Origin of the sequence: Paraburkholderia sp. CHISQ3 (assembly GCF_030464945.1) — a bacterium.
Classification (GTDB): domain Bacteria; phylum Pseudomonadota; class Gammaproteobacteria; order Burkholderiales; family Burkholderiaceae; genus Paraburkholderia; species Paraburkholderia megapolitana.
The window spans coordinates 140,870-167,126 of the sequence record NZ_JALPRG010000002.1 but is presented as its reverse complement, the minus strand read 5'-3'; the positions used below and the strand labels follow the sequence as shown (position 1 = coordinate 167,126).

Genomic DNA, 26,257 nt, shown 5'->3' with positions numbered 1-26,257 from the left:
GCGGTAACCCGAATATGAACGCTCCCACTCCCTCTGGTTTTCGTTGCGGCATGGTCGCGATCGTCGGCCGTCCGAATGTCGGCAAGTCGACGCTGATGAACGCGCTCGTTGGCCAGAAAGTCAGCATTACGTCGCGCAAGGCGCAGACGACGCGTCACCGCATCACCGGCATCCACACGCTCGACGACGCGCAGTACATCTTCGTCGATACACCCGGCTTCCAGACACAACATAGCGGTGCGCTGAACCGGTCTCTGAATCGCGCGGTGACTTCGACGCTCACGTCGGTCGACGCAGTGCTGTTCGTGATCGAAGCCGGGCGCTTCGGGCCCGACGACCAGAAAGTACTCGATCTGATTCCCGCTTCGGCGCCGACGCTGCTCGTCGCGAACAAGCTCGACCGCGTGACGGACAAGGCCACGCTGTTCCCGTTCATGCAGCAGGTGAGCGCGCTGCGCGAGTTCAAGGAGATCGTGCCGCTGTCGGCGAAGAACCTCGACGACATCAAGCGTCTGATGACGACCGTCCGGCCGTATCTGCCGGAAGGCGATCCGATCTACGGCGAAGACGAACTGACCGATCGCAGCGAACGCTTCCTGGCCGCGGAAATCCTGCGCGAAAAGGTGTTCCGCTGGACCGGCGACGAACTGCCGTACACGAGCACGGTGGTGATCGAGAAGTTCGAAACCGAAGGCCGGCTGCGTCGCATCTTCGCGACGATCATGGTCGAGCGCGACGGTCACAAGGCGATGATCATCGGCCAGAAGGGCGCGAAGCTCAAACAGATCAGCACCGACGCCCGCGTCGACATGGAAAAGCTGTTCGACGGCCCGGTGTACCTCGAAACCTTCATCAAGGTGAAGAGCGGCTGGGCCGACAACGAAGCCGGGCTTCGTGCGTATGGGTACGAATGACGCATGGATGACACTGCCATCCGACGCGGACCCGGACACCACTGAACCGGCCGCGCCGGAACCCGCACGCGCGCCGCGCAAGACGAAAAAGGCCGCGGGGGCGCGTAGTACGGCAAATTCAACCGCAGCGACCGACACCACCAGTAGCGACACACGCAAGACTCCCGTTCGTCGTTCCCCACGCGCAGCCGCGTCCGAATACCGGATCGCGGAGCAACCCGCGTTCGTGTTGCACAGCTATCCCTATCGCGAGACGAGCCTCGTCATCGATGTGCTGTCGCGCGATCACGGGCGTCTTGCGCTCGTCGCAAAAGGCGCAAAGCGGCCGCATTCAGCTCTGCGCGGCGTGTTGCAGACATTCCAGCCGCTTGCGTTATCGTGGTCCGGCAAGGGCGAAGTCCGCACGCTGACCGGTGCCGAATGGGTCGGCGGCATGTTGCCGCTGGCCGGCGATGCGCTGCTGTGCGGCTTCTACGTCAACGAACTGCTGGTCAAGTTCTGTGCGCGTGAAGACCCGCATCCGCAGCTGTTCCAGCACTATGTCGTGACGATGACGCGTCTTGCGCACGACGAACCTCCGGTCCAGGTGCTGCGTTCGTTCGAGCGTGTGCTGTTGCGCGAAACCGGTTACGCACTCGCCCTCGATCGCACCGTTGCACGTCGCGCCGTCGAAGCCGACGGCCGCTACGTGTTCGACCCGGAGCGCGGCGTGCGCGAAGCCACCGACGATCTCCCCACACAATGGCCGGTGATCGCGGGCCAGACCTTGCTCGACATGGAACGCGACGATTACCAACGCCCGCAAACCGTCGCGCAAAGCAAAACGCTGATGCGCTTTCTGTTGAATATCTACCTTGGCGGCACGCCGCTTGCGACGCGCCAGATCCTGATCGACCTGCAGAACTTATGAGCTTCTTTCTTACTTCGCCGACCGCCATCGACCTCGGTGTGAACATCGATCACGTGGCTACGCTGCGCAATGCGCGCGGCACCTCGTACCCCGATCCGATCCGCGCGGCACTGATGGCCGAAGAGGCCGGCGCCGATGCGATCACGCTGCATCTGCGCGAGGATCGCAGGCATATCGTCGACGCGGATGTCCATGCCTTGCGTCCGTTGTTGAAGACGCGCATGAATCTCGAATGCGCGATCACTCAGGAGATGCTCGACATCGCCTGCGGCGTGAAGCCACACGACGTGTGCCTCGTCCCCGAAAAGCGCGCGGAACTGACGACCGAAGGCGGTCTCGATGTCGCCGGTCAGTTCGAGTCGGTGCGCGCGGCCTGCAAGCAACTGGCCGAAGCGGGCTCGCGTGTGTCGCTGTTCATCGATCCCGACGAAGCGCAAATCCGCGCGTCGCACGAAGCCGGCGCACCGGTCGTCGAACTCCACACTGGCCGATACGCCGAAGCGCACGACGCAGGCGAGCAGCAGCGCGAGTACGAGCGGGTAGTGCGCGGCGTCGAGCTCGGTGTATCGCTGGGCTTGAAGGTCAATGCCGGGCATGGGCTGCATTACACCAACGTGCAAGCGATTGCGGCGATCGCAGGCATCGTCGAGTTGAACATCGGCCACGCGATTGTCGCGCATGCGATTTTCGCGGGCTGGGACAACGCTGTGCGCGAGATGAAGGCGATCATGGTCGCCGCGCGTCTCGCCGCGCGCGCGTAGCGCTGACACGGACGCCCGGCACATGGCGATCTACGGCATCGGTACCGACATCGTTCAGGTAAGCCGCGTAGCGGCGGTCATGACGCGCACAAACGGACGGTTTGCCGAGAAGGTGCTCGGACCCGACGAGCTGCGCATCTATCACGCACGCACAGCGCGTTCCGCGGTACGCGGCCTCGCGTTCCTCGCCACGCGTTTTTCGGCAAAGGAAGCGTTCTCGAAAGCGATCGGACTCGGCATGCGCTGGCCGATGACGTGGCGCGCACTGCAGACGCTCAACGAACCGAGCGGCAAACCCATCGTCGTGGCCTCTGGTGAACTCGCCGAATGGCTGGCCACACGCGGCATTACGGCGCGCGTGACGATCAGCGACGAGCACGACTACGCGGTGTCGTTCGTGATTGCCGAGACCGCGGCGGAAAACGCTGCTCCGGCTGCGTCAAGCGGGCCCCTTGTCGATTGAACGCATGATTTCAAACAGCGTGGCGAAGCTCGCCGCGCTTTTCTCTTTCTGGCTTTCCTGTTGCCCTATCTGATGAAAACCACACCTGGACCGGTGATGCTCGACGTGGTCGGCAAGACGCTGACCGACGACGACAAACGCCGCCTCGCGCACCCGATGACCGGCGGCGTGATCCTGTTCGCCCGTCACTACGAGAACCGCGCGCAACTCGGTGCGCTCACGCATGCGATTCGCGAAGTGCGCGAAGACCTGCTGATCGCCGTCGACCACGAAGGCGGTCGCGTGCAGCGTTTTCGTACCGACGGATTTACCGTGCTGCCCGCGATGGGTGTGCTCGGCAAGTTATGGGACGAGGACGTGCTGCACGCGACGAAAGTCGCGACTGCTGTCGGCTATGTGCTCGCGGCGGAGCTGCGCGCGTGCGACATCGACATGAGCTTCACGCCGGTGCTCGATCTGAACTACGGACAGTCGCAGGTGATCGGCGATCGCGCGTTCCATCGCGATCCACGTGTCGTCGCGATGCTGGCGAAGAGTCTGAATCACGGACTCGCGCTAGCGGGCATGGCGAATTGCGGCAAGCACTTTCCGGGGCATGGCTTTGCGCACGCCGATTCGCATGTCGCGATGCCGGTCGACGACCGGCCGCTCGAAGCGATCCTGCGCGACGACGGCGCGCCGTACGACTGGCTCGGTCTGGCGCTTACGGCGGTGCTTCCGGCGCATGTGATCTACTCGAAGGTCGACTCGAAGCCGGCTGGTTTTTCGCGCGTGTGGTTGCAGGAGATCTTGCGCGGCAAGCTGCGTTTTCCTGGCGCGATTTTTAGCGACGATCTGTCGATGGAGGCGGCTCGCCAGGGGGGCTCGCTGACCGAAGCCGCGACCGCCGCGCTCGAAGCCGGTTGTGACATGGTGCTGATCTGCAATCAGCCCGCAGAAGCGGAGAAGGTGCTCGACGCGCTGCGCTTCACGCCGTCGAAAGCGTCGCAGCGGCGTCTGAAGCGCATGCGTCCGCGCGGCAAGGCGCTCAAATGGAGCAAGCTCGCGACCGAGCAGCAGTATCAGCAGGCGCAGGCACTGGTGCGTAGCGTTATGGCGTAGCGCAGTGACGCTGTGACGCTAGCTCTGGCGGCGTGCAATGCGCACGCCGCCAGACCATCAACCACGATCAATTCAACCGCATCCGCTGCAGCTTGTTGTAGAGCGTCTTCGGACTGATACCGAGCAGCGAAGCAGCGCGATGCCGCGTACCGCCGACAGCATCGAGCGTCGCGCGAATCAGCATTTCTTCGACGTCGGCGAGCGGTGTGCCGACCGTCACCTGCACGCGGCTGCCGTTCAGATCGCGTGTGCCCGCCGCACCGGACTCGTCGGCACGCAACGAATCGAGCACGTCACCCGATGCCTGGTACGCACGTCGTACGCGTTCCTGCAATTCGCGCACGTTGCCCGGCCAGTCATACGAAAGGCATTCGCGGATAAAGTTCGGACTCACCAGACGCGTCGAATCCGCCACACCGTGCGCGTTCGCGGCACGGCTCAGCTCGTCGACGAGTGCTTCGGCGAACAGGGCCGGGTCGTCGCTGCGTTCGCGCAGCGGCGGCAGCGTCAGCGAAGCGGCTTCGAGGCGCAGGCCGAGGTCTTCGTGGAGCGAACCGTCGGCAATCGCCGTGCGCGGCGGCTTGCGCGTCGATGCGATCAACCGGAAGTCGGTCACCACCTGGTTGGTCCCGCCGACACGCATGAACGTCTGCGAATCGAGTGCGCGTAGCAGGGCCTCCTGCAATTCGCGCGGCAACTCGGCAATCTCGTTGATGTAGAGCGTGCCGCCGCTTGCCTGTTCAAACAGACCGGGTTCGCGCTGTTCGGCACCGTTGAATGCGCCGCGTTCGTGGCCGAGCAGCAGACTTTCGACCGACCGGTTGCCGCCTTCGCCGAGGGCCGGAGCAATGTCGGCCCGGCAATCGAATACGACGAACGGACCTTTGCGGCGCCGGCTCATCTCGTGCAGCGTGCGTGCCGCGACGCTCTTGCCGGTGCCCGCTTCGCCGGAAATCAGCACGGCGGCTTCGGTTGGGGCGAGCTGTTCGATCGCGTCGTACACATGCTGGATCGCGCCGCTGCGCCCGATCATCGGCCCGAAGCGGCCCAGCTGGCGCAATGTCGTGCGCAGCGTCTGGACTTCTTCGGTCAGCTCGTAAGGACGCGGGATGCGCGCGAGCAGACTGCGCAGACGCGGAATATTGACCGGCTTCAGCAGATAGTCCCAGATGCCGTGGCGCAGCCCTTCGATCGCACTTTCGACGGTCGCATTGCCGGTCATCACGATGACGGGCAAGGCGCCGCCGGGCGGCTGCGCGGGCAGATGTTGCAACAGGTCGAGGCCGCTGCCGTCGGGCAGATTCAGATCGACCAGCACGACATCGGGAATGAAGCGCGTCAATGCGGCGCGCGCTTCGGCAAGCGTCGTGGCGGTGTCGACGGAGAAGCTGTCGGCGGCGAGGATCGCGGACAGGCCGGACAGGCTATTGGGATCGTCTTCGACAATCAGGGCATGTGGCATGGCGAGCGCAAAATTTAAGTGAATCGACAACCGATAATTTTTTCATCCGGACGGCACGTGCTGCGTGCTGCTGGCCGGCGTACCCTTTGAATCAAAGTCGTATGGATCGACCTGCTAATAAGCAGAGAGCATGCCATTGAAAATTATTCAACTAAATCAATTGCTTGAGATTCGCGCTAGTAACAGGACTGGGTTGAGAAAGGCAAATTAGAAAATTTGACCGGTAAAGATTGCTTCAACCATACACGGTCGCGCAAAAAAGAAAAAGCGCCCACGTGGGCGCTTTTTCTTTTTTACCGCTGAGTTGAACCGCCCGAAGCGGTCCCGCTCAGGCCGCCGGTCAGGCGCGGCTGCGGTACTCGTTCGTGCGGGTGTCGATTTCGATCTTGTCGCCGATATTGCAGAACAGCGGCACTTGCAGCTCGTAGCCGGTGTTCAGCTTCGCTGTTTTCAGCACCTTGCCCGACGACGTGTCGCCCTTCACCGCGGGTTCCGTGTAGATGATTTCACGGACCAGCGTGGTCGGCAGTTCGACGGAGATCGCTTTTTCGTTGTAGAAAACGACTTCGCAGGCCATGCCGTCCTGCAGGTAGTTGAGCGCGTCGCCCATCATTTCGGCTTCGACTTCGAACTGGTTGTAGTCGGCGTCCATGAACACGTACATCGGGTCGGCGAAGTACGAGTAGGTGACTTCCTTGCGTTCCAGCTGGACGACGTCGAACTTGTCGTCGGCTTTGTAGACTGTTTCCATGCCTGCGCCCGTCAGCAGATTCTTGAACTTCATCTTGACGACGGCGGAGTTACGGCCCGATTTGTTGTACTCGGCTTTTTGCACCACCATGGCGTCGCTGCCGATCATCACGACGTTGCCCGTGCGGAGTTCCTGTGCGATCTTCATAAAACTGTCCTGTACGAAATAAATTGCCCGAATTCAACTGTGCGAGACGGCCTACGGTTGGCTTGCAATGCTTCCGCGATTTCTGCCGTTTTTGCCGCTTCTTGCGGTCAGGTAATCCTGTTCTCGACGTGTGACCAGCCGACGCTGAAACGGTGCCGCACACCGGGGAGCCGGTGGGGCGCGACGAATTTTCTTCGCCGGGTCCGGACTTCTGGGTGGACCTTTCGCCGTTGCTGCGCGCTGTTGCTTTTGTTTATTGCCAACGACTGGCGCCGCTTGGGCAGCGCTATCCGCTGGATAACCGCTTATTTTAACTGACTTTTTGCAAATTCGGCCAGATTTCCAGCGAGGTCGCCGATGACCGACAGTTCCTGCGCCCATTGGGCCGCACGGGTATCGAAGGCGGCGCGATGTTGCTGGAAATCGGCCCAGTCGGGTTGCCCAACACCGTTCCAGGCGTGCCAGAAGCGGCTGAGCGCCGCAGCCGCTGGACCGGGGAGGGAGGCGGCATAGTGGGCGAGGGCGGCATCGAGCTTCGGCAGATGGGCATCGTCGGCTTGTGGATAGATGTGCCAGACAAATGGCCGCGCGGCCCACTGCGCCCGGACGAACGAGTCCTCGCCGCGGACGAAATTGATGTCGCTGGCCCAGAGCAGCCGGTCGTAGCCCGGTTGGTCGGTGAACGCGAGCGCATGGGCGCGCAGATTGCCGCGCGACGCGTGGTGGCCCGCAGCAAACGACCTTGCGCCGAAGAAGCGCGCCACCGCGCCCGAGATGCGACCTTGCGGCACCAGCAGTACGACTTGCCCGGTGCCGTCGCGCCACTGCTCAAGCAGGCTGTCGACGGCGGGGTTCTCGTAGGCGAATAACGAAACGACGGTTGCGTCGGCATCCGGCGGTGGAGTGCCGGTCGCGTGATGCCACCAGGCGGCGCGGGTATCCGATGAGTTTTCGAACGCCGCTCGCGCAGCGTCTAGCGTGCGCTCCTTCAGCACGCCGCCCGTACCGGCCCCGAGGCCCGGGAAGAAAAACGTCTTGATGAGCGGATAGCGCGGATGCGGCGACGAGCGCAGATGAAAATCGGCGACCCAATCTTCGCCGCTCAGATACTCGAGGTTCAGCCATACCGGCGCGCGTTCGCGGCGTGCCATTGCCGCGACGTACACGGGCGGCAGTTCGCAACCGAACGCTTCGATCACGACATCCGCGACCTCGATCGTCTCGCCAGCATGCGTGGGTTCGTGCCAGTGTTCGATCGCGATGCCGTCTACGGTTTGCCGGGCACGCGCGGTGTCGAGTGCAGGGCAAAGCTTCTGGAACGCATGCAGATCGTCGACGAATATGCGCACCTGCCAGCCATGCTCGCCGGCCAGTTGTCGCGCGAGACGCCAGCACACGCCGATGTCGCCGAAGTTGTCGATGACCGCGCAAAAGATGTCGCACGCGATATCGGTCGGCGCGTGTGTCGTGTCGGTCGAGGGCACGGAAGAAACGGCAGTGGAAGACGAGGCGGAGGACATGGCGGCGAGCGCCCGGCGGCCGGGCGCGTGCGGAATGTTCTAAACTGACGATTCTAAAGCAGCTACCGCTGTCCGTTCATCTGCTTGCTCCGCGCACCGTCGCGCGGTGCCGATTTCTACCCCGCATGACTCGAACCGACGTTTCCCCCGCTTCTGGCACACCCGCCGCAGCCGAGCCCTTCGATGCGAAGAAGGTGCTCGTCCAGTTGCCGCATCTGCCAGGCGTCTACCGCTATTACGACGTGCACGGCGCCGTGCTGTATGTGGGCAAGGCGCGCGATCTCAAGAAGCGCGTGTCCAGCTACTTCACGAAGACGCTGCTGTCGCCGCGCATCGCGATGATGGTGACGCGCATCGCGCGCATCGAAACGACGGTCACGCGCTCCGAAGCCGAAGCGCTGCTGCTCGAAAACAATCTGATCAAGGCGCTCGTGCCGCGCTACAACATCCTCTTTCGCGACGACAAGTCGTATCCGTATTTGAAGCTCACCGGGCATGCGTTTCCGCGCATGGCGTACTACCGCGGCGCCGTCGATCGCAAGAACCAGTACTTCGGTCCGTTTCCGAGCGCATGGGCGGTGCGCGAAAGCATCCAGATCCTGCAGCGCGTGTTTCAGTTGCGCACCTGCGAAGACTCGGTGTTCAACAATCGCACGCGACCTTGCCTGCTGCATCAGATCGGCCGTTGCACGGCACCGTGTGTCGGCGCGATCAACGAAGAGGACTACGCGCACGATGTGGCGAACGCATCGCGTTTTCTGCTCGGCCGGCAGAGCGAAGTGATGAACGAGCTCGAGCAGAAGATGCACGCATTCGCCGCCAAACTGAAGTTCGAACAGGCGGCAGCGGTGCGCAACCAGATGAGTTCGCTGTCTACTGTGCTGCATCAGCAGGCGATCGAAGTCGGTGGTGACAGCGACGTCGATATTCTTGCGGTCGTCGCGCTGGGCGGCCGCGTCTGCGTGAATCTCGCGATGGTGCGCGGTGGGCGGCATCTCGGCGACAAGGCGTATTTCCCTGCGCATGTCGAGAGCGTGCTGACTCTCGAAGAGGGCGGCCCGGGTGCCGACGACGAGGTGCAGGCACCGCTCGTGGACGATGCATCTATCGTTGCCGAAGCAGTATCGCAACTCGGGGATTTGCCTTCGCGTACTGACGAAGTTTCTGCGCAACGAAGCGATGATGAAGAAGAGAGCGATGCCGATGCCGACGCAGACGAGACCGACGAAGCCGAAGCATCAAAAGAAGCCATAGACGGTCCGGTCAGCACCGGCCGTAAGCGCCTGCCAACCGGCATCGAGGCCGAAGTGCTCGAAGCTTTTATTGCGCAGCACTACCTGGGCAATCGTGTGCCACCGGTCATCGTGGTGAGCCACGCGCCGGCGAATCGCGAACTCGTCGATCTGCTGATCGAACAGGCCGGCCACAAGGTCACGGTGCTGCGGCAGCCGCAAGGGCAGAAGCGCGCATGGCTCGGTATGGCCGAGCAGAATGCACGGCTCGCACTGGCACGGCTGCTGTCGGAGCAGGGTTCGCAACAGGCGCGTACGCGCGTGCTTGCCGACACACTCGGTCTCGAATGCGAGGACCTCGCGCAGTTACGCATCGAATGTTTCGACATCAGCCATACGATGGGCGAGGCGACTCAGGCGTCGTGCGTCGTCTATCACCATCACAAGATGCAGTCGGGCGAGTATCGCCGCTACAACATCAACGACATCACGCCTGGCGACGACTATGCGGCGATGCGTCAGGTGCTGACGCGGCGCTACGAAAAGATGGTTGCGCAAGCGGCGGCGAATGCTGCTTCTGATGCGACCGAAGCTGCTGGATCTGCTGAGCCGCAACCCGATGTTGCCCCCGAAGCCGCCCCCGATGCAGCCGTCGGTACCGCTGCCGAATCTGCCACCCCAAGCGCCACACTGCCGAACATCGTATTGATCGACGGCGGTAAAGGTCAGGTTGAAATCGCGCGACAGGTGTTCACCGAACTCGGTCTCGATCTCGGCATGCTGGTCGGAGTCGCGAAGGGCGAGGGGCGCAAGGTCGGACTCGAGACGCTGGTGTTCGCCGACGGCCGGCCGTCGCTTGAACTCGGCAAGGAGAGCGCCGCGTTGATGCTCGTCGCACAGATTCGCGACGAGGCACACCGCTTCGCGATCACGGGCATGCGCGCAAAGCGTGCTAAAACACGCCAGACGTCGCGGCTCGAAGAGCTCGAAGGCATCGGTGCGAAGCGTCGTCAGCGGTTGCTGGCGCGGTTCGGCGGATTGCGTGGCGTCGTGGCGGCGAGTATCGACGATCTCGCGAGCGTCGAAGGCATTTCGCTCGCACTCGCCGAACAGATTTACCGGCAACTCCATTGATACCGCATTTTTTCGCGTCTTCGTCAGATTCATCGAGGCGCGCCGCACCGCGTTACCGGGCCAGGCCACGTTGCTTGTGGCAGGCCCGGCGACGCGGCACAATTGCAACTCCCTTGTCAGAAGCAGCGCCTGCCCATGCCGTTTAATTTCCCGATCTTTCTGACGTGGCTGCGGATCGTGCTGATTCCGCTTGTCGTAGGCGTGTTTTATCTGCCCGACATGATGATGAGCCCGCTACACCGTAACTGGGCTGCCGCGGCGATCTTCATTCTGGCGGCGCTGACCGACTGGTTCGATGGCTTTCTGGCCCGTAAATGGAACCAGACGTCCGCGTTCGGCGCCTTCCTCGACCCCGTTGCCGACAAACTGATGGTGACCGCGGCGCTGCTCGTGCTGGTACAGGTCGCGCGACTCGACTCGGCAATCGCGTTGGTGATTGTCGGCCGGGAGATTGCGATTTCGGCCCTGCGCGAGTGGATGGCGCAGATCGGCGCGTCGAAAAGCGTGGCGGTCAATTCGCTCGGCAAGTTCAAGACGGCCTGCCAGATGGTCGCGATCCCGATGCTGCTGTTCTACGGTCCGGTGCCGTTCGGCGGCGGGATCGTCGTCGATACGCGCGTGTGGGGGCTGTGGCTCATCTATCTGGCCGCGGTCCTGACGATCTGGTCGATGCTGTATTACATGAAGCTCGCGTGGCCGCAGATTCGCGAGCGCGGCGGAATGGCCTGACGCCGCCAGGAGCCCGGCCCGCCTGAACGGCCGCCTTCGAAGGGCTTGACACGTTTCAGCGGTTTATACATAATCTCGTTTCTCCGCTGCGGGCAGGTCTGGCGCAGCAGGGTACATGCAGTAAAACGCGGGAGTAGCTCAGTTGGTAGAGCGNGCGCAACCTTGCCAAGGTTGAGGTCGCGAGTTCGAGCCTCGTCTCCCGCTCCAGATTTGAAGCAGCGTTTGCATGCCGTGTCGAGTGAACGTTGTTGTACATGCAGTAAAACGCGGGAGTAGCTCAGTTGGTAGAGCGCAACCTTGCCAAGGTTGAGGTCGCGAGTTCGAGCCTCGTCTCCCGCTCCAGACATACGGGGAAGCAACGCTTCCCTTTTTGTTTGGCCGGCCGGTTGGCCATTGCACCCATCTGCGAACCGTTGCAGTTGAAGTGAAGACGACGGTTCGGTAGTCCGCTTACGGCGCGATAGCAAAGCGGTTATGCAGCGGCCTGCAAAGCCGTCCAGGCCGGTTCGACTCCGGCTCGCGCCTCCAGCAGTTGAAAAAAGAAAAGCCCCGACTTGTCGGGGCTTTTCTTTTTGGAGCACGCGTCTATCTTTGTGGCGCAGTTGCCAAGGCGCCTGTGGAGCAGGGCCGGCTTACCCAGCACCAGACTGCGTAAGCAACTCTGCTGCATAACGCCGATAGATCCAGGCCGAACCGGCTGACACGACCACTACTGCTGGAATGGAAAGCAGGTCCTGTATGGACTTCGTGAGGAGACCGCGATTCTCGGCGAGTGCTCCCGGGAATATTCCGGCAACGGCTCCGGCTATCACTCCAACTATCAGCGCGACGAAGGCAAGTGTCAGCGAGATCGCCAGATAGGTTCCAAGGATGCCCAGGCAGTGTCCGCGCGAGTCGCGCCAGGCAGCGCGCCAGTGCAGCGGCATGCCGATTGCAACATGAATGGGTAGCAGACTGAGCCGTACATGTACCCATATAGCGAACATGACGACGATGCAGATGACTACTGCGCCGGAGGCAAGCTCGTGCACGCGAATGCCGAGCATGTGAAACGCAACGATCATGAGGATGACGATCACCGCCATGAGCGCCATCGTGCAGGCCGCGAAGCCATAAACCAGTCCGCCGTACTTCAGATAGCTCCAGCAAGCAGATGCGCGTGCGATCGCAGTTTCATGGCGGAGCAATACGTGTCGTAGTGTTTGCACGGCTGAGACGGTGATGAGCAGAAGTCTGAGTAACCACAGTGCACCGAGCGCAAGAAATACAGAAAACGAATGCGATCCACGCAGTTCATTCCTTGCGACACCAATGAAGAAGAGGCCTGCCGAGAGCGCGACAACGAATAGAGGGTACCTCCCGATGAAGTTCGCTGCGTCGCGCCACGCGCCCTCGACACATTGCTCGAACGTAACCTTATTCATTCCCGTCCCCCGTTCTGCGCTTCGGTAGCGTTGACATGGCGCAATGGAATCTGATGCGCTCACGGTTGATGTATTGGACTATTTCTGTATTCGCTTTAGGCGCGGCGCCATGATTTTGCCACGGTCGTCACGCCTATGCCGCCTCGTTGATCCCCAATGCTAATATGCCCCACGTCTGTCCAGAGAGGTGAGCCATGCGCGCAAGCAAGCGCCAGCAAGTCGTGGATACAGCGACCGCGCTCTTTTCGAAGCACGGTTTTCATCCTGTCGGGGTCGACTGGATCATCGACGATTCAGGCGTAGCGAGGATGACGCTGTACCGGCACTTCGCGGGCAAGGACGATCTCGTTAGGGAAGTGCTGGAGCAGCGCTACACGTATATCGTCGGCAGTCTCGAGCAGAGCGTGTTGCCGCTCGTCGACCCGACCGATCGCGTGAAGGCCATCTTCGACTGGTACGGCGCGTGGTTTCACACGCCTGAGTTTGCCGGCTGCCTGTTCGAGCGGGCGCTGGCGGAGTTCGGAACGACGTATCCGAAAGTGTCGGAGGTGGCGATCCGCTACCGTCAAAAGATTGCGAACTGGATCGCCGAATTGCTCGCCGATGTCGTGTCGCCCGATGCCGCGAAGCAACTGGGCAACGTTTTCATGATGCTGCTCGACGGTGCGACGGTCGAGGCGCGTGCCGTCAACGATCCGGTTGCTGCAGTGCGTGCGTGGCAGGCCGCCGAGTCACTGCTGAATCAGGCGAGGATTCAGTCGCACGCGTTGGCCGAAAGCACGCGTTGATACCGCATCCTTCAATCCGCATGCGACTTCAGAATACCGGGCAACTCCTTCAATAACGCATCGCGATTCCGCATGCCGGTCGTACCAGGCTCCTTCCTTTCGTCCTGCGTCAGACGCGCGAACACGACGGTCTGCGTTCCTTTCGTCGCCCACCCGACGAACCAGCCATAGCCATGAGCGGTATCGTCGGTGCCGTCCGCTGCGCGCGGAAAACCGGTGCCGGGTTTGCCGTGCACGTCCCAGCCGCCGGGTAACCGGGTCACTTCCGTGATCTGGTTCGTCATGTCATACGCATGGGCGCTAACGGGCAAGCGCCGGTTGACGACCTTCTCCAGAAACGACACTTGCTCAAGCGGAGATATCTGTAGCGAAGAATCGACCCACGCGTGCACGAGGCCATTATGTTTGCCCGGGTCACCGGACAGATCGCGATTGCCGTACTGGAACGCGTCGACATATTGCTGGACGCGCGCTGCGCCGAGAGACTGCGTGACCTGCTGCGAGAACCACACGACCGAGTACTTGATCCACCGTGTCGGGTCCGTAGTCTGACGCCAGTCCGGACCACCCCAGTCGGGGTAGCTTTCGCGAAACGGCAGTGCCGGCGTGTGCGCATCCTTCAGAAAGCCCGAGTCGAAACCCATCAGGCTAATCGCGATCTTGAAGGTGGACGCGGACGTCACACGTTCGTTGCACTCGCCTTGCTGCATGAAGATTTTCTGGGACCCGGCATCGGCCATCACTGTGCAGATCGTTCTGGCTTGCACAGAAGAAGCGGCGAGTCCGGCTGTGGCAAGGCTCAACAAAAAGCGTCGCAGGTACATCGATTCGCCTCCGTGGCGGGGTGATTGGCGACCGGTTGCTGGTTGATCGAGCATGTCGCAGCGCAGACTATCGCCGGTTTCCGCCCCATCGACAAACGATGATAAATTGACGCACCCACAAGAAAAGCTAATGCCAGACCCATGCGACTCCAGTTACCGCTCAACGCGCTGCGCGCATTCGAATCGTCAGCGCGACATCTGAGTTTTACCAAGGCGGCGCTCGAACTGAGTGTCACGCAAGCCGCCATCAGCCAGCAGGTCAGGATGCTCGAAGCTCGGCTCGGCACGGCGCTCTTCAAGCGCTTGCCGCGCGGACTCGCGATGACCGACGAGGGCCTCGCGCTCTGTCCGGTATTGACCGAAGCATTCGATCGTATGGAAGCGGTGCTGCGGCAATTCGAAAACGGCCGCTTTCACGAGGTGCTGACGGTCGGCGTGGTGGGTACGTTTGCTGTCGGCTGGTTGATGCCGCGGCTCACTGCATTTCGCGCCACGCATCCGTTTATCGAGTTGCGTCTCATGACGAACAACAACGTCGTCGATCTTGCCACCGAAGGACTCGATTTCGCGATCCGCTTCGGCGACGGTACATGGCCCGGTTCGCTCGCGCTGAAGTTGCTCGATGCGCCGCTGTCGGTGCTGTGCCTTCCCGAAGTCGCGAGGCGCCTGAAGGTGCCCGGCGATCTCGCCGGTGAAACGCTGCTGCGCTCGTACCGCATCGGCGACTGGACCAACTGGTTTGCCGCGGCACAGATTCCGCCGCGTCCGGTGCGCGGCCCCGTGTTCGATTCATCGCGGCTGATGGTCGAGGCCGCGATGCAGGGCGCCGGCGTCGCGCTCGCGCCGACCGCGATGTTCGAGCACGAGATACGCGCGGGCCGCCTCGTCCAGCCGTTCGATATCGAGGTCGATTCGGGCAGTTACTGGTTGACCATGCAGAAGGGCAAGGCACCGACCCACGCGATGCGCGTCTTTAACGACTGGATCGTGGGAGAGGTCAGCGGGGAAACGATCGACACGTCGTTCGAAGCGGCCACGGTTTCGTCCTGATGCGCTTCGCCATTGCGTTCTGAGTAAGTCGATTGTAACTATCGGTAAAGTGTTCCGTGCACATCAATGTTAAATGCGCGCAGGCCATTTTTGCCGATCCTTATCTGTCGCCCTTTTGCGGTCGACATACGTTAAATGGCGTGCACGTCGGCGGCTTTTCTGAGGCACATGGGGCGTACAGGCCGTTACAACTTGCCGTTGAATTCATTCTCCTTACAATCCACACTGCGCTCCATCTTCACTCAAGGGCCATCGCCCGGAGATCATGATGGACAACGCAAATCAGTCATCCAGTCGCATTCATCCGCTCGTCGCAACCGCGGCCGGCGCCGTCATTCTTGCGAGCGCCGTTGGTATCGCAGCGATGACCGGCATTCTCCCGAAAGCACATAGCGACGATGCACCGTCCACGGCGCAACAACAAAGCGCCCAGGTCGCGGCGGCTTCCGCTACGCCCGCTGTGCAGCCTGCACCGGTTGTCCAGGCTCAGCAGCCTGTGGTCCAGCAACCTGCCGCACCGGTGGTGCGCCGGCCTGTCCATGTCGCGTCGCGCCCCGTGCATACCGCACCGCGTTATGAGCCCCAACCGCAGCCTCAAGTGATCGTCGATCGCGATGTCGGCACCGTCGAATCGATTACGCCGGTTACGCAGCAAGGCCATGGCACCGGCCTCGGTGCTGTCGGCGGCGCGGCGGCAGGTGGCCTGCTCGGCAACCAGTTCGGACGCGGCAACGGCCGCACTGCGGCGACGATCGTCGGCGTACTGGCGGGTGGCCTTGCGGGTAACACGGCCGAGCAGCATCTGCGCAGCGAGACCGACTACCAGGTCCGTGTACGGATGGCCGACGGCACGACGCGTGTGATGACCTATCAGCGTCCGCCTGAATTCGGCGTCGGTCAACGTGTACGGGTCGACGACAACGGAATTGTCGGCGCGGGCTAACGAAATATCGTTCGTCGCGGCCCTGGTGTTGCCGGTACCTGGCAGACCTGCGAATTCACTCGCATAGCCTGTCTATGCGTTATGAGTGCCTGCGGGTCTCATGTCCGGATCCGGTGTGCGCGACGACCGATGTACTTCCGATGGCGAATCGTGCAATTCGACTGAACCGCATGAGTCCGTGCCGGTCGTAGGTGTCAAAAGCACTATAGTAAGTAGAAACAACTTCAGTCGACCCAAGGAGGATGAGTATGAAAGTACGCACGTATCGCGCCGCAGCTACAGGAATCCTGTTCGCCGCATTGCTGCCGTTTTCGGCCGCGCATGCGCAACTCGGCAATCTGCTGCCAGGGGGCGGGTCGAACAGTTCGTCGTCTGGTGGACTTGGAAGTCTCGGTGGGCTCGGCAGCTCGTTGTCGGGGTCGTCGCTGACCTCGGGCAGCACGGGCAACGTCGCCGGCGTGCTGCAGTTCTGCATCAAGAACAACTACCTGAGCGGCGACAGCGCGTCGTCCGTCAAGGACTCGCTGATGAGCAAGCTGCCCGGTGGTTCGTCCACTTCGGATAGCGGCTACACGCAGGGCTCCCAGGGCATCCTGAGCGGCAGCAACGGCAAGCAGGTCGACCTGAGCGGCGGTGGCGGCCTGAAAGAGCAGGTGACGAAGCAGGTCTGCGACAAGATCCTGTCGCAAGGCAAGTCGCTGCTGTAAATGCATGACGCGGTACGCTACATGGCAATGACCAGGCAGCGTACCGCGTACCGCGCATCGACCTAGTCGTTGCTATGCAGCGCGGTGTTCAATCCTCCCCAACGGGATGAATCGGTAGCGAGTACTTCTACCGCCCCCGTCTGGCTGTTTCTGCGAAACAGCAACCCCGAGCGACCCGATAGCGTCCGCGCAGCGACTACGCTGCCATCGGGCATCTTCACTTTCGTCCCCGCAGTCACGTAGAGGCCCGCTTCGACGATGCATTCGTCGCCAAGCGAAATGCCGATGCCCGCGTTCGCGCCGAGCAGGCTGCGCTCGCCGATCGCATTCTTCGTCTTGCCGCCGCCGGACAGCGTGCCCATGATGGACGAACCCGCACCGACGTCTGAATTCTTGCCGACCGTCACACCGGGTGTCACGCGGCCTTCCACCATCGATTCGCCCAACGTTCCCGCATTGAAGTTCACGAAACCTTCGTGCATCACGGTGGTTCCCGCGGCCAGATGCGCGCCGAGTCTCACGCGGTCTGCATCGGCAACGCGCACACCGTCGGGCACGACGTAGTCGGTCATGCGCGGGAAGCGGTCGACCGACGCCACCGTCAAGTGATGAAACTCGGCCGCCACGCGGTCGCGCAGCACATCGACCTTGTCGGGCAGCACGGGCCCGGCCGAGGTCCACGCCACGTTCGGCAGCCAGCCGAAAATTCCGTCCAGATTGATCGCGTTTGGCTGCACGGTCCGCTCCGATAGCAGGTGCAGCCGAAGGTACGCATCTTCCGTCGAGACGGGCGGCGCGTCGAAGGATTCGATCGTGATGTCGACGAAGTCGCCTGCAATCAGTCCGACTTTCTCCGCGAGGCAACCGCGCTTTAGCTGCGCGCCCGTTTGCGGGAACCACACGTCGATCGTCTTGCCGGTTTCGGTGTCCCGGTAGCGGTGGCCGGTTCGTTGAAGCGTCGTCATCGAAGATTCTCCTTTCTGTGCCGCGATATCGCGAAGTCGATCACTGCAGGGCCGCGGCCTGCCTGCGCCACGCAAGCGGTGCAACGGCGAGCACGAACACAAGGAACACGACCTGCGATAGATAGAACGGCGCTGTCCACAGGCCGGCCATCGCCACATAGTACGTGTTGTGCACGACGTCGCTGACGATGATCAGCACCGTCAGCACGATGCCTGCGCGCGGTCTCACGAACAGCAGCACGATCGCGAGCGGATCGAACAGCGTCAGCGCGCTCCAGTAGATGCGGCTCGCGAGCGGTGCGCGCGAGCCGAAGCCATAGTCCCACAACACACCGTGCTGCACGACAGCGATGACATGATTGACGCTCGCGGCGAGCAGACAGATTGCGAACACGAGACGGATCACGAGCGAGGTGCGTGTCATGGGAGTGGGGCAGTGAATCGCGAAGTGGCACGAGACGACGATGGTAGCCGATGCGGCGATGAGCTCGGCGCGTAGCGCTACCCGGTCGCTCGAAAAGACAACCGCGAGAGAACCTTCAACGCGCGCACTTGGCGATCACCGGCCGGTCCCGGCATAATCGAGCCATCCGCTCACGCCTCGCGCACTTTCTCAACCACACTCCATGACCGATCCCCAGCACGCCGACGCACATGCGGCGACCTCCCACTTCGAATGGCGCTGGAAAGCGTTCGACGACCTTGCTCCCGCCGAGGTCTACGACATTCTCGCTGCCCGCAGTGCCGTGTTCGTGGTCGAGCAGAATTGCGTATATGGCGATGTCGATGGGCTCGATACGCAGGCGTGGCATCTGAGTGCGTACAGCACCTTCAGCCATGCGCGGCCGGCGCTTGCCGGTTATCTACGCGTGCTGCTGCCGGATATCAACGACGCCGATATCCGCATCGGCCGCGTACTGACGATGCCTGATTTTCGCGGCATGGGTATCGGTCGCGCGCTGCTCGAGCGCGCATTGACTCATATCTACGCGCAGTGGCCCGGCGTGCCGATTCGTCTGCATGCGCAGGCGCATTTGCAGCCGTTCTACGGCGCGTTCGGTTTTGAGCCGATCTCCGATGAGCATGAAGAAGACGGCATTCTGCACGTCTGGATGCGTTCGGCCTGAAGGAACCGGCGGCGCGAGGTGTTCGCCAACGCGCCGTCGCTTGACGTAATCAGTTGCGCGCGGGTTGCGGGCGCGACGTATCCACTACATTCGACGTAAGCGAGGAAGGCCCGCGCGGTGCGGACGCCGGCGGCCCCACATGCCGGGTGCGCAATCGTGCCCGTGCCGACAGTCGCATCCAGTTGCGCAGCGCGAACACCGCGCCGATCACGCTCATCATCGAACCGGGAATCCACAACAGAAGGCCGCCGATCTGCTGATCGCGCATCGGGCTAAGCCACGTGAACGCGCGTCCGCAGATCGAATACACCGGGTACAGTTCGCGCGACGAAAAGAAGATGAACGCACCGAGCACGATCTGCGGCGGAATCGCAGCGATCACGACAAGTACCCGCCGTCCCGGCGAGAGTCGCGCGGGCGGAGCCGGTCGCGGGTCGAGCACGAGCCACCAGAACATCAGGCCGTCGATCGCCATGCTCCAGTTCATCACGCGATACAGCCGCCAGTCGAGCATCGCGACGAAGTGAATCGGCGACAGCAACCAGAAGTAGATCAACCCGACGAACAGCGCGACCGCGACGACCGGATGCATCAGCACATCGAGAATCGCACGCACCGGGCGCGCCGCAAGCGTAGGGCGCACGAAGCGCTGCCGCCAGCGGAACGGGATGCCCGCGCGCAACGCGGCACCTGGATAGGACAGCGCGATAAAGAACGGACCGAGGTGATGCAACACGAGATGCTGCGTGCGATGCATGAAGAACTCATGCTCGAAGAAGTAATCGAGCCGCGTATGCAGTACGACGTACAGCGCACCGAGTCCGAACCAGAACGAGATGCGCCGGCGCACCGACACCTTGGCCTTGTGCGCCCCACGTGCGAACAGGATCGCCGCGGTCAGCATGACGATGACTACGGTCGGCGACGGTTCCCACGGGTCGAGCCAGTAGAGCAGGTTCATCGTGTGCGATCAGTTTTGCTGGGCAGGCGGTTTGACTGCAAACGGCGTGTCGAGCGTTTCGCCGTCGGAGAAGTGCAGTTGCAGATGCACGGTGTTGCCGGGGGCGATCGGATGCTTTGCGTCTTCGAGCATCAGGTGATAGCCGCCCGGTGCAATCGATACGCTACCGTGCGCGGGCACGGTCAGCTTGTCGACCATCACCATCTTCTGCGTCGAGCCCGCCGATACCGTTTGATGCAGCATCGCGCTGCCGTAGTCGCTGCTCGAGACGTCGACGAGATCGACCGGTTTGTCGCCGCGATTGGCGAGTGTTACGTAGCCCGCAGCAGGCAGCGTGCCGGGCAGCCAGCGGACCCAGGCGTTCTGCGCGGTGATGACCGGTGTAGCCGCGGCGGCATGTGCGAGCGGTGTTGTGATGCCCGCAAAGGCAAACGCACAGAGGCCAGCAGCGGTGCGTGCAAATCGGCGTGAAGTGAGCGAAATCGTCATGGCGGGGCGAGCAAACAAAGATCAGGAATGAGCGTCGATGATACGACGCACGTCGTGGGCGATGACGTCGGGCGAGTCTTGATCGGTGGCGAGCAGGCGCGCGTGGCCCTCGGCATCGAAGATGTACACGGCCGAACTGTGCGTCACTTCATAGTCGCCGTTCGGATCGCGCTTTTCCATCTGGTAGGCGACACGGTAGCGCTGCGCCATCGATTCGATCTGCCTGTCGCTGCCCGTCAGGCCGCGCGCATGTTGCGCATCGAATGCGCCGAGATACTCGTGCAGCGCTTTCGGGGTATCGCGTGCCGGGTCGACGGTCACGAACAGGATGCGCACCTGCTGTGCATCGGGACCGAGTTGGGTCAGCACCTGCATCAGCCGCGCCATCGTCTCCGGGCAGACATCGGGGCAGTGCGTGTAGCCGAAATAGACCAGCGACGTGCGGCCCTTGAACGTATCGCCGGTGGCGGGTTTGCCGTCGTCGCCGGTGAGCGAGAACGAGAGATCCGGCAGGTGGCCGGTCACATCGGTCAGTTTCCAGGGCTCGGCTTCGCGCGAGCAACCGGTTAGCGTGCCGGCTGCGCCCAGTATGCCGAGCGCGGCGCACAGAACGAGCATGCGCGGGAGCCGCGTGCGTATCAGGCTCGCGCGACGGCGAAGCGGTTGCATTTGCATGGTCTAGCGGAAGAATTCAGGGGAACAAAGGCTGTGGCGGGCACTCGATTCAATACCGGACGCGGGCGGCACAGGCCATCGTGGCTGCGACTCTAGCGCAAATCGCCGGCCCACGTCGCCGCAACCGGGCGAGCCCGCGCCGGACGAGGCAATATGCCGCAGAGCGCTGAAAGCACATTGAAATCAGATCGTTTTGCTTTTGAACGAAGTAGCCCGACCCGATCGGCCTGTAACGCCCGCCGGCATTGCGCGCAGGCTGACTTTCTCGAAAAATGAACGGATGCGCGGTAAGATGCGCACACTTTTCCGGCTGCACCCAGCTGAGAGGCAAGATAAAACCGATGCAAGCACTTCCGGCTGTTCTGTCTCCTGCGGAGACCGCATTCTTCTTCGACTTCGACGGTACGCTCGTCGAACTGGCGCCGACACCCGACGGCGTACTCGTGCAACCCGACACCCTCGAGCTACTCACCGAACTGCGGCGCCTGACCCATGGCGCGGTGGCGATCGTGTCGGGGCGCGGCATCGACAGCATCGACGCGTTTCTCGGCATGCCCGATCTGCCGATCGCGGGTCTGCACGGCGCCGAGCGGCGCGACGCGAACGGCGATACCCAGCGCATCGGTTTTAACGACGAACGTCTGCTGCGCATGGAGCAGGTGCTCGCGCAGGTCGTGAACCAGAACCCCGGCATGCTGCTGGAGATCAAGGGCGCCGCGATCGCGTTGCACTACCGTAATGCGCCGGATCGCGAGCCGCTTGCCCGCGAGGCCACCGGCCGTCTCGTTGCCGACTATCCGGACACGTACGTGCTGCAACCCGGCAAGATGGTCTACGAGATCAAACCGAAGGACGTCGACAAGGGTCGCGCATTGCGCGCGTTTCTCGACGAACCGCCGTTCGCGGGACGTCGTCCGGTGTTTGTCGGCGACGATCTGACCGACGAAAAGGGTTTCGCCGTCGTCAACGAATACGGTGGCGTGTCGATCAAGGTTGGAGCCGGCGACACGATCGCACACAGCCGCGTCGACTCCGTGCGCGCGCTGCATGTGTGGCTGGCTGCGCTTGTCGCAGCGGCACGCGGTGCATGAATGAGCGTAGTCGAATGAACGTGATGGGACTGTTTTTGCACGGAGCATGCAGGCCATGAGCCGACTGATCATCGTATCGAATCGTGTGGCGCCGATTTCGGAGGGCGGTCCTGCGGCCGGCGGCCTCGCGGTTGGCGTGTACGACGCGCTGAAGGAAACCGGCGGCATGTGGTTCGGATGGAGCGGCGACGTGCTGAGCTCCGGGCAGCCGCAGATCAAGGTCGAAGAACGCGGACCCGTCACGTTCGCGACGATCGGCCTCGTGCGGCGCGACTATGACCAGTACTACCGCGGTTTTTCGAATGCGACGCTGTGGCCCGCCTTTCACTATCGCGCGGATCTGCTGCAGTACGACCGCCACGAGTTCGAAGGCTACTGCCGCGTGAACGCGTGGCTCGCGCAGCAACTGGTGCCGCTGCTGCGGCCCGACGATGTGATCTGGGTGCACGACTATCACCTGATCCCGTTCGCCCAGGCGTTGCGCTCAGCCGGTGTGAAGAATCGCATCGGCTTTTTCCTGCATATTCCGTTTCCCGCTTCGCAGGTACTGCTGGCGGTGCCGCCGCATCGCGCGCTGGTCGAGGCGCTGTGTTCGTTCGATCTGCTCGGCTTCCAGACGGCCCCCGATCTGCGTGCGTTCTGCGATTACATCGTCAATGAGGCAGATGGAACTGTCGAAGCATCGCGTGGCCGGCCAACCGTCGTGCGCGCGTTCGGCAGAACGTTATATGCCGCCGATTACCCAATCGGCGTCTATCCCGACGAGATCGCGGAACTCGCCAAAGCCGGCGAGCGCGGCAAGCCCGTACGCACGATGAAGGCGACGCTGCACGCACGCAAGCTGATCATGAGCGTCGACCGGCTCGACTATTCGAAGGGACTGGTGGAGCGTTTCCGTGCGTTCGAGCGGCTGCTCGAACAGACGCCGGCGCAACGCAACAAGGTGTCGTTCCTGCAGATCGCACCGCCGACGCGTGCCGATCTGCACGCCTATCAGGACATTCGCTTGCAGCTCGAGAGCGAGTCGGGCCGGATCAATGGGCGCTTTGCGGAGCTGGACTGGACGCCGATCCTGTATATCCATCGGCAGTACGAGCGCTCGGTGCTGGCAGCGTTGTTTCGTACCGCGCATGTCGGCTATGTCACACCGTTGCGCGACGGCATGAACCTCGTCGCAAAGGAATATGTATCGGCGCAGGACCCGGAGAATCCCGGGGTGCTGGTGCTGTCGCGATTTGCCGGCGCGGCGCAGGAGTTGCACGGCGCATTGATCGTCAATCCGGTGGATATCGACGGGATGGCGGACGCGCTGGCGGCCGCACTAACGATGCCGCTCGAAGAACGACAGGCGCGCCATCGGGACATGATCGTGCAACTGCGGGAGAACAACGTGTCGGTGTGGCGCGATAACTTCATGCGCGATCTGCAGCGCTCGGGCGATGCGGCGTTGGGGCGGGGTGCGGATGCTGGGCCTGCGACGGCTGCGGGCTGATCGACGGTCCTGCGCACGGTATAGAAACCGCTACGGCAGCAGATTAAACGGTAGCCGGAACGCCCCGGCTACACCATCGCACTTCCCTCAAGCAACGTGCTGTTCGTCGACCTTCTTGCCGCCGATGTGCAGCGTCGTGCCCTTGCCATATTGCTTCGTGAGCAGATCGCGATAAATCCCCGGGCGATTGCGCAGTTCTTCGGGGGTGCCGTCGTCGATCACCTTGCCGGTGCTCATCACGATGATCCGGTCGAAGTTGTGCAGCGTCGACAGCCGGTGCGCGATAGCAATCACGGTACGGCCGACCATCAGACGATCGAGCGCCTTCTGGATCGCTTCTTCGGATGCGCTGTCGAGTGCCGAGGTGGCTTCGTCGAGCAGCAGGATCGGCGCATTCTTCAGGATCGCGCGCGCGATCGCGATGCGTTGGCGCTGACCGCCCGACAGCTTCACGCCGCGGTCGCCGACGATCGTATCGAAGCCGTCCGGCATCGCTTCGATGAAATCCGTGCAGCGCGCTTCGCGTGCGGCGGTAATGACTTCTTCGCGGGTAGCTTCGGGGCGGCCGTACGCGATGTTCTCGAACACCGAGCGATGGAATAGAGAAATGTCCTGCGGGACCAGCGCCATGGCATGGCGCAGACTCGTCTGCGTCACCCCGGCGATATCCGTGCCGTCGATCTTGATCTGCCCGCCCTGGGTTTCGTAGAAGCGCTGCAGCAGCGCGAGTACGGTCGATTTACCGGCCCCCGACTTGCCGATCAACCCGACACGCTGGCCAGGTTCGATATGCAGATCGAAATGGTCGAGGATCGGCCGGCGGCGCGGATAGGCGAAGGTCACGCGTTCGAAGTCGACGCGGCCGCCTTGCGGCACGAGTTCGCCGGCGTCCGACCGGTCGGGCATGCCGTGCGGCTCGAGCAGCGTCTTCACGGCCTCGGCGAGCCGCGCGACGTGCTGCGTGACGTCGACGAGCGCGACGGCGAGGTCGCGCGTGCCGTGCAGGATCGTGAAGCCAAGCGAGCTGACCAGCACGATATCGCCCGAGGTCGCCTTGCCCTGATCCCACAGCCACAGCGCCCAGCCAAGCAACCCCGCCGACAGCAGCGCCGTGATCACGGCATGCAGCAGGCGCAGTTTTTCGAGGTACAGCAGGCTCTGCTGCCGCGCATCCATTTCCGCTTTCACCGTCGCGCCGAAGCGCTTCTGCTCGCGGAAGGTCATGCCGAATGCGCGCACGAGCCCCATGTTGCTGATCACGTCGACGAGTTCGCCGTCGACCGACGCCGCTTTCGTCGCGAAGCGATGGTGACGCGCGGAACCGCGCCCGGCCAGCTTGTACAGCACCACTGACAGAATCGCCGAGCACAGCAGCAGACCGCCCGCCATCAATGGATTGACAGCGGTGATCATGACGATCGCGCCGCACACGGCGATGCACGGCGGCAACACGTTCCAGGCGGTGGTGTTCTCAGCCGTGTAGACCGCGTTCGATGTGGCCGTGATGCGGCTGGCCAGCATGCCGGGCTGTTTCTCGGCGTAGTAGGTCGGCGAATGGCCGCTCAGATACTGGAACAGATCGCGCCGCAAGTCGCCAGTCACTGCCACGAACGTATGCGCGGCGACCCAGCCGCCGACGCGCCACAGCATGTTGTCCGCGGCGATCAGGCCGACGAGGATCGCGAACGCGGTCCACAGCGGCCCCGGATGATGACGGCCGGTGCCGAGCACGTCGATCAGATGCTTGATCGCGTATTGCGAAGCGAGCGCACACCCGACCGCGGCAAACACGCTGCACAGCACGATGGCGTGCGCAAGCGGATGGCGGCGGATGAAGCGGAAGAGAAACGCAAGCGGCCGGTCCGCATAGCTCGCGAGCTTTGCGTTGTGGACGTTACGCTGTGCGGGAGTCAAATGTTCCAATTGTTCGTGTGGTTGGTGTGAGGCGGGTTAGCGATGCCGAGGCCGCAATGCGTTCGCAACACAGATGAATGTTCCGGCATTGTAAATACGCAAAAGCTATTCCGCATGCGGAATGTGGCTGCAACTGCATCTCTATGCGAGAACGAGGGTAGGGCGATGAGGCAGGTCTCTGTCCTCCGAGTCGCGGATTGCCCACGGGTTCACCGCCCGGCCTGCTATTTCGAGACACAATCGCGATATAATTACAGATTGCATTCAGCGTACCCCCTGATCGTCGCTACTTTGCGGGCCGTCGGACGGCCGCTCAGGCGGTTTAAAACGGTAGCAGGGTGACGCGGCAGCGCGGCGAAGCACTTGTTCCGCAGTGCAGCGAACCAGTCTTCAATGTAAAACTGTCTTGCAAAACAAGGGTTTGCAAAATGTTTCGCCTTTGTAACAACGTAAAGTTTTTGAAATGTTGTGCACTACCACAGGTGTCGGGCGCGGATAATGCGCCTTCGGTCAGCCCTCTGGGATTTTTCTGACGATCTGTCAACGATCGTTCATCCGACGCGTTTACGCCGGATGGGCAAGCTGGCAGACGACGACCAGTGTGGGTGTCCTTGCAAGCGATCCGTCGCAGGATTTCTCGAAAAAAACAGGCCAGGCCGGTTTTCTTCGGCCGTACCGCCGTA

Annotated in this window: 25 protein-coding genes and 3 tRNA genes; 17 read left to right on the top strand and 11 right to left on the bottom strand. The window is 62.3% G+C overall.

What is annotated here, in order from left to right; all coding sequences use genetic code 11:
• Nucleotides 1-14: 14 nt before the first annotated feature.
• The 5 genes from era (at nucleotide 15) to nagZ (ending at nucleotide 4,149) form a co-directional block, all read left to right on the top strand.
• Nucleotides 15-914 (top strand): GTPase Era, encoded by a 900-nt coding sequence (gene era, locus M0D65_RS04420; protein ID WP_091011588.1) that lies wholly within the window; start codon nucleotides 15-17, stop codon nucleotides 912-914.
• Nucleotides 901-1,824, top strand: a complete 924-nt coding sequence (recO, locus tag M0D65_RS04415; RefSeq protein ID WP_266251412.1) for a DNA repair protein RecO — start codon at nucleotides 901-903, stop codon at nucleotides 1,822-1,824. The genes era and recO overlap by 14 nt, the downstream gene beginning before the upstream one ends.
• Nucleotides 1,821-2,585, top strand: a complete 765-nt coding sequence (gene pdxJ / locus M0D65_RS04410) for a pyridoxine 5'-phosphate synthase (protein ID WP_266251409.1) — start codon at nucleotides 1,821-1,823, stop codon at nucleotides 2,583-2,585. The genes recO and pdxJ overlap by 4 nt, the downstream gene beginning before the upstream one ends.
• 22 nt (nucleotides 2,586-2,607) lie before the next feature.
• The gene (gene acpS, locus M0D65_RS04405) at nucleotides 2,608-3,048 is read left to right on the top strand and encodes a holo-ACP synthase (RefSeq protein ID WP_266251407.1); all 441 of its coding nucleotides are present in this window, start codon (nucleotides 2,608-2,610) and stop codon (nucleotides 3,046-3,048) included.
• A 72-nt stretch (nucleotides 3,049-3,120) separates the two neighbouring features.
• Nucleotides 3,121-4,149, top strand: coding sequence for a beta-N-acetylhexosaminidase (gene nagZ / locus M0D65_RS04400; RefSeq protein WP_266251404.1), 1,029 nt, complete (start codon nucleotides 3,121-3,123; stop codon nucleotides 4,147-4,149).
• A gap of 67 nt (nucleotides 4,150-4,216) precedes the next feature.
• On the opposite strand, the gene M0D65_RS04395 is transcribed toward nagZ, so the two are convergent.
• The 3 genes from M0D65_RS04395 to earP all read right to left on the bottom strand — a co-directional run bounded on the left by M0D65_RS04395 (nucleotide 4,217) and on the right by earP (nucleotide 8,029).
• The gene (locus M0D65_RS04395) at nucleotides 4,217-5,611 is read right to left on the bottom strand and encodes a sigma-54 dependent transcriptional regulator (protein ID WP_266251402.1); all 1,395 of its coding nucleotides are present in this window, start codon (nucleotides 5,609-5,611) and stop codon (nucleotides 4,217-4,219) included.
• A gap of 340 nt (nucleotides 5,612-5,951) precedes the next feature.
• Nucleotides 5,952-6,509 carry an elongation factor P gene (gene efp, locus M0D65_RS04390; RefSeq protein WP_096717218.1) on the bottom strand — a complete coding sequence of 186 codons (558 nt, stop codon included), beginning with the start codon at nucleotides 6,507-6,509 and terminating at the stop codon, nucleotides 5,952-5,954.
• A 305-nt stretch (nucleotides 6,510-6,814) separates the two neighbouring features.
• On the bottom strand, nucleotides 6,815-8,029 hold the full coding sequence (earP, locus tag M0D65_RS04385; protein ID WP_266251398.1) for an elongation factor P maturation arginine rhamnosyltransferase EarP: 1,215 nt from the start codon (nucleotides 8,027-8,029) through the stop codon (nucleotides 6,815-6,817).
• Nucleotides 8,030-8,154: 125 nt separating this feature from the next.
• Between earP and uvrC the strand changes: the two genes are divergently transcribed.
• From uvrC to M0D65_RS04360, 5 genes are all read left to right on the top strand, one after another.
• Entirely contained in the window at nucleotides 8,155-10,395 is a 2,241-nt protein-coding gene (uvrC, locus tag M0D65_RS04380; protein WP_266251396.1) for an excinuclease ABC subunit UvrC, read from the top strand.
• 135 nt (nucleotides 10,396-10,530) lie between these two features.
• A complete protein-coding gene (pgsA, locus tag M0D65_RS04375; RefSeq protein WP_091011596.1) occupies nucleotides 10,531-11,124 on the top strand; it encodes a CDP-diacylglycerol--glycerol-3-phosphate 3-phosphatidyltransferase in 594 nt (197 codons plus the stop codon).
• 127 nt (nucleotides 11,125-11,251) lie between these two features.
• A tRNA-Gly gene (locus M0D65_RS04370) sits at nucleotides 11,252-11,331 on the top strand.
• Between the two features lie 59 nt (nucleotides 11,332-11,390).
• Nucleotides 11,391-11,466 (top strand) — tRNA-Gly (locus tag M0D65_RS04365).
• Nucleotides 11,467-11,578: 112 nt separating this feature from the next.
• A tRNA-Cys gene (locus M0D65_RS04360) sits at nucleotides 11,579-11,652 on the top strand.
• Between the two features lie 104 nt (nucleotides 11,653-11,756).
• On the opposite strand, the gene M0D65_RS04355 is transcribed toward M0D65_RS04360, so the two are convergent.
• A complete protein-coding gene (locus M0D65_RS04355; protein WP_266251394.1) occupies nucleotides 11,757-12,548 on the bottom strand; it encodes a hypothetical protein in 792 nt (263 codons plus the stop codon).
• A 194-nt stretch (nucleotides 12,549-12,742) separates the two neighbouring features.
• Here M0D65_RS04355 and M0D65_RS04350 point away from each other — a divergent pair, with 194 nt between their 5' ends.
• Nucleotides 12,743-13,336 carry a TetR/AcrR family transcriptional regulator gene (locus M0D65_RS04350; RefSeq protein WP_266251392.1) on the top strand — a complete coding sequence of 198 codons (594 nt, stop codon included), beginning with the start codon at nucleotides 12,743-12,745 and terminating at the stop codon, nucleotides 13,334-13,336.
• An 11-nt stretch (nucleotides 13,337-13,347) separates the two neighbouring features.
• Here M0D65_RS04350 and blaOXA read toward each other — a convergent pair whose 3' ends face one another.
• On the bottom strand, nucleotides 13,348-14,160 hold the full coding sequence (gene blaOXA, locus M0D65_RS04345; RefSeq protein WP_266251389.1) for a class D beta-lactamase: 813 nt from the start codon (nucleotides 14,158-14,160) through the stop codon (nucleotides 13,348-13,350).
• Nucleotides 14,161-14,301: 141 nt separating this feature from the next.
• Between blaOXA and M0D65_RS04340 the strand changes: the two genes are divergently transcribed.
• The 3 genes from M0D65_RS04340 to M0D65_RS04330 all read left to right on the top strand — a co-directional run bounded on the left by M0D65_RS04340 (nucleotide 14,302) and on the right by M0D65_RS04330 (nucleotide 16,860).
• Nucleotides 14,302-15,210 (top strand): LysR family transcriptional regulator, encoded by a 909-nt coding sequence (locus M0D65_RS04340; RefSeq protein ID WP_266251387.1) that lies wholly within the window; start codon nucleotides 14,302-14,304, stop codon nucleotides 15,208-15,210.
• 268 nt (nucleotides 15,211-15,478) lie between these two features.
• Complete coding sequence (locus M0D65_RS04335) at nucleotides 15,479-16,153, top strand: glycine zipper 2TM domain-containing protein (RefSeq protein ID WP_091011601.1); 675 nt, start codon at nucleotides 15,479-15,481, stop codon at nucleotides 16,151-16,153.
• A 248-nt stretch (nucleotides 16,154-16,401) separates the two neighbouring features.
• Entirely contained in the window at nucleotides 16,402-16,860 is a 459-nt protein-coding gene (locus M0D65_RS04330; protein WP_091011602.1) for a DUF2501 domain-containing protein, read from the top strand.
• A gap of 62 nt (nucleotides 16,861-16,922) precedes the next feature.
• Here the strand turns inward: M0D65_RS04330 and M0D65_RS04325 are convergent, their stop codons facing one another.
• Together M0D65_RS04325 and M0D65_RS04320 are read right to left on the bottom strand one after the other, a co-directional pair.
• Nucleotides 16,923-17,825: a DapH/DapD/GlmU-related protein gene (locus M0D65_RS04325; protein WP_266251383.1), complete on the bottom strand. Its 903-nt coding sequence runs from the start codon at nucleotides 17,823-17,825 to the stop codon at nucleotides 16,923-16,925.
• A 40-nt stretch (nucleotides 17,826-17,865) separates the two neighbouring features.
• Nucleotides 17,866-18,249: a hypothetical protein gene (locus M0D65_RS04320; protein WP_266251382.1), complete on the bottom strand. Its 384-nt coding sequence runs from the start codon at nucleotides 18,247-18,249 to the stop codon at nucleotides 17,866-17,868.
• Between the two features lie 202 nt (nucleotides 18,250-18,451).
• Between M0D65_RS04320 and M0D65_RS04315 the strand changes: the two genes are divergently transcribed.
• The gene (locus M0D65_RS04315; protein WP_266251381.1) at nucleotides 18,452-18,952 is read left to right on the top strand and encodes a GNAT family N-acetyltransferase; all 501 of its coding nucleotides are present in this window, start codon (nucleotides 18,452-18,454) and stop codon (nucleotides 18,950-18,952) included.
• Between the two features lie 49 nt (nucleotides 18,953-19,001).
• Here M0D65_RS04315 and M0D65_RS04310 read toward each other — a convergent pair whose 3' ends face one another.
• The 3 genes from M0D65_RS04310 to M0D65_RS04300 are packed head-to-tail and all read right to left on the bottom strand — an operon-like array spanning nucleotide 19,002 to nucleotide 21,020.
• Nucleotides 19,002-19,913: a cytochrome c oxidase assembly protein gene (locus M0D65_RS04310; protein ID WP_266251380.1), complete on the bottom strand. Its 912-nt coding sequence runs from the start codon at nucleotides 19,911-19,913 to the stop codon at nucleotides 19,002-19,004.
• 9 nt (nucleotides 19,914-19,922) lie between these two features.
• On the bottom strand, nucleotides 19,923-20,402 hold the full coding sequence (locus M0D65_RS04305; protein ID WP_266251379.1) for a copper chaperone PCu(A)C: 480 nt from the start codon (nucleotides 20,400-20,402) through the stop codon (nucleotides 19,923-19,925).
• 21 nt (nucleotides 20,403-20,423) lie between these two features.
• Nucleotides 20,424-21,020 (bottom strand): SCO family protein, encoded by a 597-nt coding sequence (locus M0D65_RS04300; RefSeq protein ID WP_266252024.1) that lies wholly within the window; start codon nucleotides 21,018-21,020, stop codon nucleotides 20,424-20,426.
• 398 nt (nucleotides 21,021-21,418) lie between these two features.
• Here M0D65_RS04300 and otsB point away from each other — a divergent pair, with 398 nt between their 5' ends.
• The gene (otsB, locus tag M0D65_RS04295) at nucleotides 21,419-22,168 is read left to right on the top strand and encodes a trehalose-phosphatase (RefSeq protein WP_091019961.1); all 750 of its coding nucleotides are present in this window, start codon (nucleotides 21,419-21,421) and stop codon (nucleotides 22,166-22,168) included.
• A gap of 55 nt (nucleotides 22,169-22,223) precedes the next feature.
• The gene (gene otsA / locus M0D65_RS04290; protein WP_266251378.1) at nucleotides 22,224-23,660 is read left to right on the top strand and encodes an alpha,alpha-trehalose-phosphate synthase (UDP-forming); all 1,437 of its coding nucleotides are present in this window, start codon (nucleotides 22,224-22,226) and stop codon (nucleotides 23,658-23,660) included.
• Nucleotides 23,661-23,747: 87 nt separating this feature from the next.
• Here otsA and M0D65_RS04285 read toward each other — a convergent pair whose 3' ends face one another.
• Nucleotides 23,748-25,583, bottom strand: a complete 1,836-nt coding sequence (locus M0D65_RS04285) for an ABC transporter ATP-binding protein (protein WP_091019966.1) — start codon at nucleotides 25,581-25,583, stop codon at nucleotides 23,748-23,750.
• Nucleotides 25,584-26,257 lie beyond the last annotated feature (674 nt).

Excerpts from the sequence above, each read along its gene's own strand:
- era (WP_091011588.1), top strand. The coding sequence starts at position 15 with ATGAACGCTCCCACTCCCTCTGGTTTTCGTTGCGGCATGGTCGCGATC.
- recO (WP_266251412.1), top strand. The coding sequence starts at position 901 with ATGGGTACGAATGACGCATGGATGACACTGCCATCCGACGCGGACCCG.
- pdxJ (WP_266251409.1), top strand. The coding sequence starts at position 1,821 with ATGAGCTTCTTTCTTACTTCGCCGACCGCCATCGACCTCGGTGTGAAC.
- acpS (WP_266251407.1), top strand. The coding sequence starts at position 2,608 with ATGGCGATCTACGGCATCGGTACCGACATCGTTCAGGTAAGCCGCGTA.
- nagZ (WP_266251404.1), top strand. The coding sequence starts at position 3,121 with ATGAAAACCACACCTGGACCGGTGATGCTCGACGTGGTCGGCAAGACG.
- M0D65_RS04395 (WP_266251402.1), bottom strand. The coding sequence starts at position 5,611 with ATGCCACATGCCCTGATTGTCGAAGACGATCCCAATAGCCTGTCCGGC.
- efp (WP_096717218.1), bottom strand. The coding sequence starts at position 6,509 with ATGAAGATCGCACAGGAACTCCGCACGGGCAACGTCGTGATGATCGGC.
- earP (WP_266251398.1), bottom strand. The coding sequence starts at position 8,029 with ATGTCCTCCGCCTCGTCTTCCACTGCCGTTTCTTCCGTGCCCTCGACC.
- uvrC (WP_266251396.1), top strand. The coding sequence starts at position 8,155 with ATGACTCGAACCGACGTTTCCCCCGCTTCTGGCACACCCGCCGCAGCC.
- pgsA (WP_091011596.1), top strand. The coding sequence starts at position 10,531 with ATGCCGTTTAATTTCCCGATCTTTCTGACGTGGCTGCGGATCGTGCTG.
- M0D65_RS04355 (WP_266251394.1), bottom strand. The coding sequence starts at position 12,548 with ATGAATAAGGTTACGTTCGAGCAATGTGTCGAGGGCGCGTGGCGCGAC.
- M0D65_RS04350 (WP_266251392.1), top strand. The coding sequence starts at position 12,743 with ATGCGCGCAAGCAAGCGCCAGCAAGTCGTGGATACAGCGACCGCGCTC.
- blaOXA (WP_266251389.1), bottom strand. The coding sequence starts at position 14,160 with ATGTACCTGCGACGCTTTTTGTTGAGCCTTGCCACAGCCGGACTCGCC.
- M0D65_RS04340 (WP_266251387.1), top strand. The coding sequence starts at position 14,302 with ATGCGACTCCAGTTACCGCTCAACGCGCTGCGCGCATTCGAATCGTCA.
- M0D65_RS04335 (WP_091011601.1), top strand. The coding sequence starts at position 15,479 with ATGGACAACGCAAATCAGTCATCCAGTCGCATTCATCCGCTCGTCGCA.
- M0D65_RS04330 (WP_091011602.1), top strand. The coding sequence starts at position 16,402 with ATGAAAGTACGCACGTATCGCGCCGCAGCTACAGGAATCCTGTTCGCC.
- M0D65_RS04325 (WP_266251383.1), bottom strand. The coding sequence starts at position 17,825 with ATGACGACGCTTCAACGAACCGGCCACCGCTACCGGGACACCGAAACC.
- M0D65_RS04320 (WP_266251382.1), bottom strand. The coding sequence starts at position 18,249 with ATGACACGCACCTCGCTCGTGATCCGTCTCGTGTTCGCAATCTGTCTG.
- M0D65_RS04315 (WP_266251381.1), top strand. The coding sequence starts at position 18,452 with ATGACCGATCCCCAGCACGCCGACGCACATGCGGCGACCTCCCACTTC.
- M0D65_RS04310 (WP_266251380.1), bottom strand. The coding sequence starts at position 19,913 with ATGAACCTGCTCTACTGGCTCGACCCGTGGGAACCGTCGCCGACCGTA.
- M0D65_RS04305 (WP_266251379.1), bottom strand. The coding sequence starts at position 20,402 with ATGACGATTTCGCTCACTTCACGCCGATTTGCACGCACCGCTGCTGGC.
- M0D65_RS04300 (WP_266252024.1), bottom strand. The coding sequence starts at position 21,020 with ATGCTCGTTCTGTGCGCCGCGCTCGGCATACTGGGCGCAGCCGGCACG.
- otsB (WP_091019961.1), top strand. The coding sequence starts at position 21,419 with ATGCAAGCACTTCCGGCTGTTCTGTCTCCTGCGGAGACCGCATTCTTC.
- otsA (WP_266251378.1), top strand. The coding sequence starts at position 22,224 with ATGAGCCGACTGATCATCGTATCGAATCGTGTGGCGCCGATTTCGGAG.